At 29.9% G+C, this 13179-nt stretch carries 13 protein-coding genes and 1 pseudogene; 9 read left to right on the forward strand and 5 right to left on the reverse strand.

The annotated features are described in order from the left end of the window. From EYW44_RS22805 to EYW44_RS17700, 5 genes and pseudogenes are all read left to right on the forward strand, one after another. Positions 1-116 (forward strand): annotated as a pseudogene (locus EYW44_RS22805) (IS5/IS1182 family transposase); the annotation flags it as partial. A 75-nt stretch (positions 117-191) separates the two neighbouring features. Next, positions 192-812 carry a Crp/Fnr family transcriptional regulator gene (locus EYW44_RS17685; protein ID WP_132725717.1) on the forward strand — a complete coding sequence of 207 codons (621 nt, stop codon included), beginning with the start codon at positions 192-194 and terminating at the stop codon, positions 810-812. 58 nt (positions 813-870) lie between these two features. Next, entirely contained in the window at positions 871-2433 is a 1563-nt protein-coding gene (locus EYW44_RS17690; RefSeq protein ID WP_165872264.1) for a DUF5018 domain-containing protein, read from the forward strand. Positions 2434-2620: 187 nt separating this feature from the next. Further along, positions 2621-4168 carry a DUF5018 domain-containing protein gene (locus EYW44_RS17695; protein ID WP_165872265.1) on the forward strand — a complete coding sequence of 516 codons (1548 nt, stop codon included), beginning with the start codon at positions 2621-2623 and terminating at the stop codon, positions 4166-4168. Between the two features lie 57 nt (positions 4169-4225). After that, positions 4226-5062: a hypothetical protein gene (locus EYW44_RS17700; RefSeq protein ID WP_132725724.1), complete on the forward strand. Its 837-nt coding sequence runs from the start codon at positions 4226-4228 to the stop codon at positions 5060-5062. A 38-nt stretch (positions 5063-5100) separates the two neighbouring features. Here the strand turns inward: EYW44_RS17700 and purE are convergent, their stop codons facing one another. The 3 genes from purE to EYW44_RS17715 all read right to left on the reverse strand — a co-directional run bounded on the left by purE (position 5101) and on the right by EYW44_RS17715 (position 7469). Then, entirely contained in the window at positions 5101-5580 is a 480-nt protein-coding gene (purE, locus tag EYW44_RS17705; protein ID WP_132725727.1) for a 5-(carboxyamino)imidazole ribonucleotide mutase, read from the reverse strand. 214 nt (positions 5581-5794) lie between these two features. Beyond that, positions 5795-6952, reverse strand: a complete 1158-nt coding sequence (locus EYW44_RS17710; protein ID WP_132725729.1) for a 5-(carboxyamino)imidazole ribonucleotide synthase — start codon at positions 6950-6952, stop codon at positions 5795-5797. 109 nt (positions 6953-7061) lie between these two features. Continuing rightward, the gene (locus tag EYW44_RS17715) at positions 7062-7469 is read right to left on the reverse strand and encodes a Rieske (2Fe-2S) protein (protein ID WP_132725731.1); all 408 of its coding nucleotides are present in this window, start codon (positions 7467-7469) and stop codon (positions 7062-7064) included. A gap of 218 nt (positions 7470-7687) precedes the next feature. Between EYW44_RS17715 and greA the strand changes: the two genes are divergently transcribed. Then, positions 7688-8161, forward strand: a complete 474-nt coding sequence (greA, locus tag EYW44_RS17720; protein ID WP_132725734.1) for a transcription elongation factor GreA — start codon at positions 7688-7690, stop codon at positions 8159-8161. An 88-nt stretch (positions 8162-8249) separates the two neighbouring features. Further along, positions 8250-8642, forward strand: a complete 393-nt coding sequence (locus EYW44_RS17725; RefSeq protein WP_132725737.1) for an HIT family protein — start codon at positions 8250-8252, stop codon at positions 8640-8642. 91 nt (positions 8643-8733) lie between these two features. Here the strand turns inward: EYW44_RS17725 and EYW44_RS17730 are convergent, their stop codons facing one another. Continuing rightward, complete coding sequence (locus tag EYW44_RS17730) at positions 8734-9879, reverse strand: sensor histidine kinase (protein WP_132725740.1); 1146 nt, start codon at positions 9877-9879, stop codon at positions 8734-8736. Positions 9880-9967: 88 nt separating this feature from the next. Here EYW44_RS17730 and EYW44_RS17735 point away from each other — a divergent pair, with 88 nt between their 5' ends. Both EYW44_RS17735 and EYW44_RS17740 read left to right on the forward strand, forming a co-directional pair. Further along, positions 9968-10828, forward strand: coding sequence for a flavin reductase family protein (locus EYW44_RS17735; protein ID WP_132725743.1), 861 nt, complete (start codon positions 9968-9970; stop codon positions 10826-10828). Positions 10829-10837: 9 nt separating this feature from the next. Further along, entirely contained in the window at positions 10838-11203 is a 366-nt protein-coding gene (locus tag EYW44_RS17740) for a DUF3127 domain-containing protein (protein WP_132725746.1), read from the forward strand. Positions 11204-11400: 197 nt separating this feature from the next. Here the strand turns inward: EYW44_RS17740 and asnB are convergent, their stop codons facing one another. After that, entirely contained in the window at positions 11401-13062 is a 1662-nt protein-coding gene (asnB, locus tag EYW44_RS17745) for an asparagine synthase B (RefSeq protein WP_132725749.1), read from the reverse strand. Between the last annotated feature and the right edge of the window lie 117 nt (positions 13063-13179).

Raw genomic sequence — 13179 nt, forward strand, 5'->3', positions numbered from 1 at the left:
TTCGTTCTTTATTGAATAGATTTGACACCACAATTACTAGTTGGAAAGGCTTTAATTTCCTAGCATTTATTGTAATCGGATTAAAGAAATTTCATAAAATTGAAAAGTCAAGATGACTTCAGTTTTAAGATAACTTAACGTCAATAGATGTAAGTATATTTGAACGAACAAATATTTTTGGCATTAAAAACATGTTGTTACAAAAAATAGAAGATAGAGATTTTAAACTTTTTAATAATTTTTTGAATGAATCATTTCCAGTGGATCAAAAGTTGTCTGATTCAATAAAGTCTTTTTGTATAAAAAGAGTTTATAAAAAAGGAGAATGTATTCTTAAAGAAGGTGATGTAGAATTATACTCAAATATAGTTATTAAGGGAGTTGTTCATCAATACATTATTGATGTAGATAAAGAAGTAACAACAAACTTGACTCCAGTAGGGTTGGGATTTAATAGTTTGGCTAGTTATGTTAATAAAACTCCTTCTTTAGAAATACAAGAAGCATTAACAGATGTTGAATTAATAAGTTTAAAGAAAGAGCATATAGAAGAAATTTTGAAAAATCACAACGAAGTAGGAATGCTCTTGTATAGAATTCATGAAGACATATTACTAGATAGAGAAAATAGAATGCATTTACTACAATACAGAAGTGCTACAGAAAGATTTAGGATTTTTTATGAAAACGTAAAAAGATCAAAAATAATTTTACAACATACGCCAGATAAATACATTGCAAGGTATTTAAAAATGAATCCGCAGCAGTACAGTAAAGAGAAAAATAATTTTTTTAAAATGAATAGAGTTTAGTTATCTGTACATAACTTATCGTTGAATTGAAATAAGTTGTTTTGTCATGTTTTTAAACATGAACGAAACAATTATGAAATATTTAAATTTAGTTATAGTATTTTTTTCTTTACTATTATTCTCTAGGTGTACAAATGAGAATAAAGCGTTACCTGATAATCCAGTTAATGAAGATTTACAAATTTTAAACTTTCAGTTTTTAGCAGATAACAACTCTTCAATATCAAACGACATCATAGGTGAAATTAATGAAGATGAAAATAAAATTTATTTAAGTTTACCATTTAATACATCTGTAACTTCATTAACTCCAACTATAACAATTACTAATGGTGCTACAATAACTCCTAGTAATAATATAACACAAGATTTTTCAGAACCTATAGATTATGTGCTTTCTAAAGATAGGTTTAATAACGTTACTTATTCAGTTATTGTAACTTTAGAAGAAGAGCAAGAAGAAAGTGATGCTTCAATTTTAAACTTTTCTTTTTTAATAGAAAATAATAATTTTCAATTATCGGATAATTATGAAGGTATTATTGAAGGAGAAGAGATAAAAGTATTCATATCAGGTTATGAAAGTTTAACATCTGTCATTCCAACAATTGAAATTTCCGAAGGAGCTTCAATATCACCAACAATTGATACTGGTATAGATTTTAGGAATGATGTTGTATTTACTGTAACCTCTGAGAATGGAGAAACACAAAAGAAGTATACGGTAAAAATAGTGAGGTTAATGATTGTTAAAGAGGATATTAAATTTGAGGTTGCTATTGATGATAAAACATTTAAGGCAACAATTGATAACGATCTTAATGAGATTAGGTTAAAAGTTCCAGAAGGCACAGATGTCACCAATTTAACTCCAGAAATCCAAGTGTCTAACGAAGCTGAGATCTCTCCTTTAAGTGGAACACCTCAAGATTTTTCTATTCCTGTAACGTATACAATCACAGCTAAAGATGGTTTAGAAAAAGAATATACTGTTTATGTAAGCTTTTTAAGTCCTTTAGGGTTAGATCGACTTTTCTTAGAAGAGTTTTATAGAGTTAATAAAGCATATAATTCATTAACGATGTATCATTTGTTTTTGGACTGGGATATAGAAGCTTCAACAATGGAAAATTGGACAGGGGTAACAATTGTTGATGGCAGGGTGTCAGAACTTGTAGTAGCTTACGTAAATATTAATGAAATTCCTTCAAGTATAAATTATCTAGATAAGTTAAAGTTATTAATTATTCAAAGTGCAAACTTAACTAGTTTACCTCCAGAAATAGGTAGTTTAGAAAATTTAGAGGTGTTATCTCTAAAACAAAATAATTTATCGGTATTACCTAAAGAGATAGGAAATTTAAACGCTTTAATAGGAATAAACTTAAAAGATAATTCATTACAAGAGTTGCCAAAAGAGATAGGTAACCTATCTAATTTATATCGTTTGGATGTTTGTGAAAATAGTTTATTAGAATTACCAACTGAAATTTCTAATTTATCTAACCTAAGTGTCCTTAATTTAAAAAACAATCCTATAACAGTTATTCCTGAGGTAATTTGTAATATGAGGAGTAATAATAATGTGTATATAGATGATTATGATGATAAATGTATGTAGATAATAAATTTACTAGAATAAAAACTGCATTACAGAAGTGATGATCGTTGAACTAGTGTGTAATTCTTAAACAAAAACATATTCTTAGCCATTTTTTTAATTAATAGAGTTTAGTTATCTGTACATAACTTATTGTTGGATTGAAATAAGTTGTTTTGTCATGTTTTTAAACATAAAATATACAATTATGAAATATTTAAATTTGGTTATCGTATTTTTTTCTTTACTATTATTCTCCAGATGTGCAGATGATGATAAAGCTTTACCTGATAATCCAGTTAATGAAGATTTACAAATATTAAGTTTTCAATTTTTAGCAAACAAGAACTCTTCAATATCAAATGACGTAATAGGAGAAGTTAATGAAGATGAAAATAAGATCTATTTAAGTTTACCATTTAATACATCTGTAACTTCATTAATCCCAACAATAGCCATTACTAATGGCGCTACAATAACCCCTAGTAATAATTCAGTACAAGATTTTTCTTCTTCAGTAGATTATGTAATTTCTAAGGAAGGATTTGATAATGTAACTTATTCAGTTATTGTAATATTAGAAGAAGAGCCTGAAGAAAGTGATGCTTCAATTTTAAACTTTTCTTTTTTAAAGGAAAATAATGTTAATTTATCTGATAATTATGAAGCTGTAATTGAAAATAATGAGATTAAATTACAAATATCAGAAATAGAAGATTTACAAAGCATTATTCCAACAATTGAAATTTCCGAAGGAGCTTCAATATCACCAACAATTGATACTGGTATAGACTTTAGAGGAGATGTTGTGTTTACTGTAACCTCTGAAAACGGTGAAACTCAAAAAGAGTATATAGTAAAAATAATAAGATTAAGAAATGTTAAAGATGTTGTTAAGTTTGAGGTTACTATTGATGATAAAACATTTGAAGCAATTATAAATAATGATTTAAATGAGATTAGATTGAAAGTTCCTGAAGGTACAGATATTACTAATTTAACTCCAGAAATTCTATTGTCTGATGAAGCTGAAGTCTCTCCTTTAAGTGGTACACCTCAAAACTTTTCTAACCCTGTGAACTATACAGTAACAGCTGAAGATGGTTCAGAAAAAGAATATACTGTTTATGTGAGTTTTTTAAGTCCTTTAGAATTAGATCGACTTTTCTTAGAAGAGTTTTATAGAGCTAATGAACAATATAATACATCCTTTACATATTTAAATTGGGATTTAGAAGCTCCAACAATGGGGAATTGGAATGGAGTTACAGTTTCTAATGGTAGAGTGTCTGAACTTTTTATTGCTGCAGTAAATATTTATAAAATTCCTACAAGTATAAAGTATCTTAATAGGCTGAGAGTTTTGAGTATTTCCGGTAGAGCTTTAGCTAGTTTACCAGCAGAAATAGGCAGTTTAGAAAGCCTAGAGGTATTAACTTTAAATGATAATAGATTAACTAAATTACCAAAAGAAATAGGTAGCTTAACATCTATAAGAGGAATATATTTAAAAAATAATCTTTTAGAAGAATTACCAAGTGAAATAGGTAATTTACCTGATAGTTTTTATGTTCTAAATGTTAGGGGGAATAATTTACAAGAATTACCTGTTGAAATTTCTAATATACCAAACCTTATATCACTTGATATAAAAAACAATCCGTTAATCATAATACCCCAAGTGATTTGTGATATGACTACAAGTAATGGAGTAGGAATAGCTATTGTTAAAGATGCAGAAGATGAATGTATGTAGAAAGTAATATTTATTTTATTAAGTAGTTATTTATATTTCAAATCAAAATAAAATTTTATGAGATCTAACAGTTTTGTATACTATATCCTACTATTCATAGCAATGTTTTCATGTAGTAAAAACGAAACTACAATAGAAGTTAATGAAGATCTAGGTTCTACTGCCGAAGAAAGAAGATGGAAAGAAACTAGAGGTTTTAATAATGGAACTTTAGGAGAAAAAGTAAATTTATCAGCTCAAGGTAACAGTGTTTATGATAATGAACATGTTTTTGAGGGAAGCATGTCTTGTAAAATGACTATTGAAGAAGGAGAGACAGGTTTTGGTTATTGGGGAGGATATATTCCACATCCAGAAAAGTTACTAGAAGGAGATGAATTATGGTTTAGAATTCGAATATTGTTTCCCGAAGGATTCGATTATTATTCTTATGGTGAGGGGAATAGGTTGAAATTTTTGAGAGTTCATTCAGAAACCAGCGATGGTGAAAATATTGGGTATAATGATGTGTATGTTGATATGAAAGGTTCTGATAATCCGTTTAAGTATATCTATGAAGGAAGGCAGCAGTGGGTTAATATTGGTACTCCAGAACATTTACCAAAATTTAATGAGTGGGAAACGTATGAGTTTTACATAAGATTTCATTCTAAATCTAAAGATGAAGGAGGAGAGGGAATCGTAAGGTTTTGGAAAAATGGAGAATTACTACAAGAAATCACGCATTTAAAAACATTAAAATTTGATACAGCTAAAGTAGGTAGAAGTTTAATTTTTACATACTGGAACGGAGGAGCACCAAAAACTCAAAGCTTATGGGTTGATGATGTAGTTTTAACATCCGATATTCCTAATAAAAAAGATGCTAAAGGAAATAGTTTTATAGGAATGTAATAAAGAAAAAACGCAAGCTAATTAGCTTGCGTTTTTATTTATTTCTTAACTCGCTCAGAAGCTTTTTCAACTTTCAATTTAAGACCTTCTTTGTAAGCAATAATTTTATCTAAAACACATTTATCAGAAGCTCCAATAATTTGAGCAGCTAAAATACCTGCATTTTTTGCTCCGTCTAAAGCTACAGTTGCAACAGGTACACCACCAGGCATTTGTAAAATGGACAACACAGAGTCCCATCCATCAATAGAATTTCTACTTTTAACAGGTACGCCAATTACAGGTAATGGACTCATACTTGCTACCATTCCTGGTAAATGAGCAGCACCACCAGCACCAGCAATAATTACTTGTACACCTCTTTTATGAGCATTGTTAGCGTAATCAAAAAGTTTTTCAGGAGTTCTATGAGCAGATACGATATCAACTTCAATTTGAATATCCATACTTTCTAATACATCAATAGCATCTTGCATTATTGGAAGATCTGAGTCACTTCCCATGATAATTCCTACCATATTTTTTCAGTTATCAATTGTCAATTATCAATTATTCAGTCAGCAGTAGATAGTTTTATAATTGTAATTGTTTTTATTATTTAAGTAGATGATTGTTAGTGGCTGTTTTTTGAGGTTTTTCACTCAAACCTTCACTTTAAACAGATACTTAGATATATAAAATCACATAAAAAAAGTCTATTGATCACTGATAAATGATCACCGATAATTGTTGTTATTTACTTATTACTTTTATTGTTGATTTTACTTCTTGTGCTATTCTTCTAGCTTCATTAATATCTTCATGAACAATAGTTACATGTCCCATTTTACGGAAAGGTTTTGTAAAGCTTTTTCCATATAAATGAGGAGTTACTCCGTCAATTTCTAACACTTTATCAATGTTTTCATAAACGACATCTCCAGTATAACCTTCAGCACCAACTAAGTTAACCATAATCCCAGCCACTTTACTGTTTGTGTTTCCTAAAGGAAGATTTAAAATACTTCTTACATGTTGCTCAAACTGACTTGTGTAGCTAGCTTCAATACTATAATGTCCAGAGTTGTGAGTTCTTGGAGCTACTTCATTTACTAATATTTCGTCATTTTCTGTTTGAAACATTTCAACAGCTAATAATCCTACAAAATCAAAAGCATCCGCAACTTTTAGTGCAACTTCTCTTGCTTTTTTTGCTACAGTATCATCTATTCTAGCAGGACAAATCACATATTCTACTTGGTTAGCTTCTGGATGAAACTCCATTTCTACCACAGGATATGTTTTTAGCTCGCCCTTTTCGTTTCTAGCAACAATAACAGCTAATTCATTTTTAAAAGGAACTAGTTTTTCTGCGATGCATTCTCCTTCTGGAAGGTTTTCTAAATCAGTATAGTTTTTTACAACTTTTACACCATTACCATCATATCCAAAACGAGCAGCTTTCCATACAAAAGGGAAATTGATAACACCATTTTCATAAGAGTGTTTCAATTCATCTATATATGCATAATGATTAAATTCCGCAGTAGGAATATTATTATCTACATAAAATTTCTTTTGTTGCGCTTTATTTTGAATAACTCTTAAGTTACTTGGTTTTGGGTAAATAGTTAAACCTTCTTGTTCTAATTTATCAAGAGCATCTATATTTACGTTTTCAATTTCTATAGTAAGTAAATCTACTTTTTTACCAAAATTGTAAACAGTATCAAAATCTAGTAAATCTCCTTGATGAAACTCATTACATATTTGAGCACAAGGTGCTTCAGCAGAAGGATCGAGAATTACTGTAAAAATATCGAACTTTTGAGTTTCAGAAAGCAACATTCTTCCTAGTTGTCCGCCTCCTAAAACCCCTAACCTAAAGTTAGATGAAAAAAAATTTTTCACGATTAAATAGTTTGTGTTGTTGCTGCAAAAGTAAGCACTTTTATTTTAGGATCAATAAAATAGATAACAGAGATTTACAATAAAAAAATACTTAAAACTACTATCTAAATTAAGTACTTATTTGTAGTGTGTTATTGTTTAATAGTACTGCAATATATCTCAAAGCAGGACATCCTTCTCCATCAATAGCTCCACCATTAATAGTTTCATATTCTTTACCGCTACACGGACATGTTAATTTTAAACCATCAAATGTCATCATAGAATTACAATCTCTTTCAGGGCATTGTAAGTCAAAAGCTTTATACGAACTGTTGTTTTGACGTAAAATTAAAATCGTTCTTCCACCAATATTGGCAACAGTGCTACCACCAGGTACTTGAATGTCTATAAACTGAGGATTTGATAAATTAATTGTTTCATTAAGTTGTATGCCAAAGAAACAGTTGTTTAAATTGTCATTATTGGTACAGTTGAAAAAAATGAAGCAAATAAGAATTAAAAAAACTTTTTTCATGTTAAATATTTGAGTGCAATTTACGAGCTTAATTTTATCTATGAAATTCAGGAGAATACGTAAGTTGTATTATTTTGTAATTTTTAACAAAAACACATAAATTTTCATAAAAAATTAAAGTCGCTACAAAGGGAACGTAACTAATATGTAAATATTTTGTACATTTGTAAGACAATCTCATTCCAAGGCGGACTGGGATTTTTTAAATTTTAGAAGTTATGAGTAACGTATCCTATTACACAGAAGAAGGGTTAAAAAAACTTAAAGATGAGTTAGCCCATTTAGAGCAGGTAGAGAGACCAAAAGTTTCACAAGAAATAGCTGATGCACGTGATAAAGGTGATTTAAGTGAAAATGCTGAGTATCATGCCGCGAAAGAAGAGCAATCTTTGTTGGAAACTAAAATAGCAAAATTAAAGAATGTAGTAGCTAGTGCTAGAATTATAGATGAAAGCCAATTAGATACTTCAAAAATATTAATACACTCTATAGTGAAATTAAAAAATGCTACTAACGGAATGGAGTTTACATACACGTTAGTTGCAGATAGTGAAAGTGATATCCGTAATGGTAAACTTTCTGTAAATTCACCAATAGGAAAAGGTTTGTTAGGTAAAAAAGTAGGAGATGTAGTAGATATTCAAGTACCTAATGGAATGATGAAATTTGAAGTTTTAGATATTTCTAGATAAAGACAAAAAATAACATTTACAATAAATCGGATTTTGATACTTTCAAAATCCGATTTATTTTTATGGCAAAATCAACTAAAAATAAAAAATGGCAAGTATTTTTACGAAAATAGTTAGTGGAGAAATTCCATCATATAAAGTAGCAGAGAACGAGGAGTTTTATGCATTTTTAGATATCAATCCAAATGCAAAAGGACACACCTTAGTAATTCCGAAGAAAGAAGAAAACAAACTTTTTGATTTATCTAAAGAGGAATACAATAGATTAATGGACTTTAGTTATGATGTTGCAAAAGCAATAGAAAAAACAATACCATGTGAGCGCATTGGAATGAGTGTAATTGGTTTAGAAGTGCCTCATGTACACGTACATTTAATACCAATTAATGAAATGGATGATATGCGTTTTACAAGAAAAGCAAAATTATCAAATGAAGAGTTTGTGAGTTTAGCGGAAGGGATTGCTGCTAACTTTGCATAATATTAGAATAAGTTTAGAGAGTTGTTTTTGATACTTATTACAGAAAATAACTCTCTAAAAATTAGTCCAAAGTTATTAGTTTGTTGAAGGTTTAGTCTTTAAAGAATACAATTTCAAAGGTTGTGCCTTTACCAATTTCAGATTTTAAAACATAGATTTTTCCTTTGTGATAATCTTCAATAATTCTTTTAGATAAAGATAATCCCAAACCCCAACCTCTTTTTTTAGACGTGTATCCAGGTTTAAAAACTTGTTTGAAATTTGCTTTAGGAATTCCTTTACCTGTGTCGGTTACTCTTATGACAACCTTATCTGTTTGGTCATAAATAACAACATCTAGTTTACCTTTTCCTGCCATTGCATCAATTGCATTTTTAAGCAAGTTTTCAATTACCCAACCAAAAAGTTCATTGTTTAAATCGATAAGAACTTCTTTACTAGAAGTAGAAAAAGAAAAATCAACTTGTTTAAAGCTTCTTGTTTGTAAATAATCAAAAGTATCTTTGGTAACAGCTACAATATTATTGCTTTTTAATTGTGGAGAAGAACCAATTTTTGAAAATCGATTGGCAATTGTTTTTAATCGATCTACATCTTTTTCAATTTCATCAACGTAGGTTTGTTCTATTGGCGCAGTTCTTAAAATGGTAACCCATCCTAATAAAGAAGATAAAGGAGTCCCTATCTGATGGGCAGTTTCTTTAGCCATACCTGTCCATAATTTATTCTGCTCAGCTATTTTATTAGAATTGAAAAACAGAAATATTACAGTTAAAAATAATCCTAAAATAGTGATTAAAGCAATAGGGTAGTAGGTAAGTTTATATAAAAGATCTGAGTTTCTATAGTAAACATACTCTTTTTGTCCTAGATAATTAATTTCAATTGGTTCGTTTTGCTTTTTCATTATTTCCAACTGTTTCTGAAGGTATAATGGATCTTTAGCTTTTTCAGGATCTAAATTATGATCTTCACCAATAGTACCACTTTCACTAATTAAAATACAAGGAGTATTATTGTTGTCTAGAATTTTAAATTCAAGATTGGTATACGCGTCTAAATTCTGATTATTGCTAAGTTCTTCAATGGCAGTAGCAAATAATTCCATTTTAGCACGCTCTTCTTTTTTAAACTTGTTAAAAAAGATAAAAGTATTCCATAAAATAAAAGCAACGATACAAAAGGAAAGAGAAATTATGACTTGTTTGTAGCTTAAGGTGTTTTTAATGAAACTCATTTTCCAAATATAAACTATTCTTTTATCAATAACATTATTGACAAAAGCGTAGTATATTTACATAACCATTTTTTTTAAAAAGAATTTTATGTTAAGTATAGATCCTAAAGAGATTTCTACGGGAAAATTACATCAATATTTACTAGGAGCAGTAGCTCCTAGACCCATTGCTTTTGCAAGCACCATAGATAAAGAAGGGAATCCGAATTTATCGCCATTTAGCTTTTTTAATGTATTTGGAGCAAATCCGCCAATAATGATTTTTTCTCCAGCTAGAAGCGTAAGAAATAATACCACAAAACATACGTTAGATAATTCAGAAGAGACAAAGGAAGTTGTTATTAATGTTGTGAACTATGATATTGTTCAACAAATGTCTTTAAGTAGTACCATGTATCCGAAAGGAGTAAATGAATTTGAAAAAGCAGGTTTAACCATGTTGCCTTCAGATGTTGTAAAACCTTTTAGAGTTGCAGAATCTCCAGTTCAGTTTGAATGTAAAGTAAATGATATTATTTACACAGGAAATGAAGGAGGTGCAGGAAACTTGATTGTTTGTGAAGTAGTAAAAATACATATAAACGAAGAGGTGTTAAATGAGGAAGGATTAATTGATCAGCACAAAATAGATTTAGTAGCAAGAGCAGGTGGAAGTTATTATTCAAGGGCAAGAGATGGTTTCTTTGAAATACCAAAACCAATTTCTACTTTAGGAATGGGAATAGATCAAATGCCTGAAAATATTAAGAATAGTACCGTTTTAACAGGTAATAACTTAGGAATGTTAGGTAATGTAGAAGAATTACCTTTACAAGAAAGTGTTGATAACTTTGCGAAAGAACATCCTGAATTGGTGAATGTTTCAGAAGAAAAAAAGCATACATTTGCACAGGAATATTTATTAAAGAACGACGTAGAAAGTGCCTGGAAAGTACTTTTAATTAAATAAGATAAGATTATGGAAGTTATAGGGAAGATTAAACTTATTAGCGAGACGCAAACATTTGGTAGTAACGGTTTTAGAAAAAGAGAGTTAGTAGTAACTACTGACGAGCAATATCCGCAAATGTTAATGATTGAATTCATTCAAGACAAGTGTGATTTGTTAAATAGTTTTCAAGTAGGACAAGATGTGAAGGTTTCTATTAACTTAAGAGGTAGAGAATGGATTAATCCAGAAGGTGTTGCTAAGTATTTTAACTCTATTCAAGGATGGAGAATAGAAAATTTACAACAAGGAGCTCCACAAAATTTACCTCCAGTAGATCAATTTCAGCCTGCACCAGACTTAAATGAAAATGAGCCTGATGATTTACCATTCTAAATAGATTTTAGTTATGAGCTAGTTGAATAGAAATATTCGATTAGTTTTATTCTTATACATTAAAAACCACAAGTAGCTTATTTAATAAATACTTGTGGTTTTTTTATACAGTTATAATTGATTTACAGATATGAAAAAACTCCCAAATAAATTAATTTTATTTGGGAGTTTTACACTAAAATATATCAATAAATGAATTAATATGCGTCTTCGTGTACCATTTTTATAGCACGACCACTTGGTTCGTTTTGGTTTCTAAAACTTTCATCCCATGCCAATGCTGTAGGAGTACTACAAGCAATAGAAGGTACAGATGGAACTGTTAATGCAGCTGTTTCACTTGGAAAATGCTCTTCAAAAATAGAACGATAATAGTATTCTTCTTTTGCTCTTGGTGTTTGTGTAGGGAATCTGTGTGCAGCGCTAGCCATCATTTCATCAGTAACAGCTGTATCAACTAACTCTTTTAAAGTATCAATCCAGTTGTAACCAACACCATCAGAGAATTGCTCTTTTTGTCTCCAAGCTACTTCTTTTGGTAAATAACTTTCAAAAGCTTTACGTAATACCCATTTTTCCATTCGTTCACCGTTGATCATTTTATCTTCAGGGTTAATTCTCATGGCAACATCCATAAATTCTTTGTCCAAAAATGGAACACGTCCTTCAATTCCCCATGCCATTAAACTTTTGTTAGCACGTAAACAATCGTACTGATATAATTTATCTAATTTACGTACAGTTTCTTTATGGAATTCCTCTGCGCTTGGTGCTTTGTGGAAGTATAAATATCCTCCAAAAATTTCATCAGCACCTTCACCAGATAATACCATTTTTATTCCCATTGATTTAATAACACGTGCCATTAAATACATTGGAGTAGAGGCTCTAATTGTTGTAATATCGTAGGTTTCTAAGTTGTAGATTACATCACGAATAGCATCCAATCCTTCTTGAATAGTAAAGGTAATTTCATGATGAATTGTTCCAATATGATCAGATACTTTTTTAGCAGCAGCTAAATCTGGAGATCCTTCTAAACCAATTGAAAAAGAATGTAATTGCGGATACCAAGCCTCATCTTTATCATCACTTTCTACACGTTTTGATGCATATTTTTTTGCAATAGCAGAAGTAATAGAAGAATCTAATCCACCAGATAATAATACACCATAAGGTACATCACTCATTAATTGACGGTGAACAGCAGCATCTAATGCGTCATGAAGTTCATCAATACTAGTTTGATTTTCTTTTACAGCTTGATATTCCATCCAATCTCTAGAATACCAACGTTGTAAACCGTCTTCTCTTGTGTAGTAGTGTCCTGGAGGAAATACTTCTATTTTATTACAAACGCCCTCTAAAGCTTTTAATTCAGAAGCAACGTAAAAAGTACCTTTTTTATCCCATCCCATATATAAAGGAATAATTCCCATATGATCTCTGGCAACTAAATATTCATCAGTTTTAGCATCATAAACAGCAAATCCAAATATTCCATTTAACTCGTCTAAAAACTCAACTCCTTTTTCTTCATATAATGCGATAATAACCTCACAGTCAGATTTTGTTTGAAACTCATATTTATCATCAAATTGTTGTCTTAATTCTTGATGATTGTATATTTCACCATTAGCAGCTAATACAAACCTTCTATCTTTACTAAATAAAGGTTGTTGTCCAGAAGTAGGGTCTACAATAGCCAGTCTTTCATGAGCCATGATTGTTTTATCGTCACTGTAAATTCCACTCCAATCTGGACCTCTATGTCTAATCTTTTTAGACATTTCTAAAATTTGAGGTCTTAAAGCTGCCGTTTTTTCTTTTAGGTCAAAAGCACAAACAATTCCACACATATCTATATCTTTTAATTTTATCTTTCAGTTTTAATTATGGTTCAAATTACCGTATTATGGTTTTAAATAAAAACATAAAAACAAAAAACAGTTACATATTGTTGTTTTTTAGTTGTT

This window comes from Tenacibaculum sp. M341, assembly GCF_004337695.1.
Classification (GTDB): Bacteria; Bacteroidota; Bacteroidia; order Flavobacteriales; family Flavobacteriaceae; genus Polaribacter.

Bases quoted from the DNA above. Each gene is read 5' to 3' on its own strand.
- EYW44_RS17685 (WP_132725717.1), top strand. From the start codon at position 192: ATGTTGTTACAAAAAATAGAAGATAGAGATTTTAAACTTTTTAATAAT.
- EYW44_RS17690 (WP_165872264.1), top strand. From the start codon at position 871: ATGAACGAAACAATTATGAAATATTTAAATTTAGTTATAGTATTTTTT.
- EYW44_RS17695 (WP_165872265.1), top strand. From the start codon at position 2,621: ATGAAATATTTAAATTTGGTTATCGTATTTTTTTCTTTACTATTATTC.
- EYW44_RS17700 (WP_132725724.1), top strand. From the start codon at position 4,226: ATGAGATCTAACAGTTTTGTATACTATATCCTACTATTCATAGCAATG.
- purE (WP_132725727.1), bottom strand. From the start codon at position 5,580: ATGGTAGGAATTATCATGGGAAGTGACTCAGATCTTCCAATAATGCAA.
- EYW44_RS17715 (WP_132725731.1), bottom strand. From the start codon at position 7,469: ATGAAAAAAGTTTTTTTAATTCTTATTTGCTTCATTTTTTTCAACTGT.
- greA (WP_132725734.1), top strand. From the start codon at position 7,688: ATGAGTAACGTATCCTATTACACAGAAGAAGGGTTAAAAAAACTTAAA.
- EYW44_RS17725 (WP_132725737.1), top strand. From the start codon at position 8,250: ATGGCAAGTATTTTTACGAAAATAGTTAGTGGAGAAATTCCATCATAT.
- EYW44_RS17730 (WP_132725740.1), bottom strand. From the start codon at position 9,879: ATGAGTTTCATTAAAAACACCTTAAGCTACAAACAAGTCATAATTTCT.
- EYW44_RS17735 (WP_132725743.1), top strand. From the start codon at position 9,968: ATGTTAAGTATAGATCCTAAAGAGATTTCTACGGGAAAATTACATCAA.
- EYW44_RS17740 (WP_132725746.1), top strand. From the start codon at position 10,838: ATGGAAGTTATAGGGAAGATTAAACTTATTAGCGAGACGCAAACATTT.
- asnB (WP_132725749.1), bottom strand. From the start codon at position 13,062: ATGTGTGGAATTGTTTGTGCTTTTGACCTAAAAGAAAAAACGGCAGCT.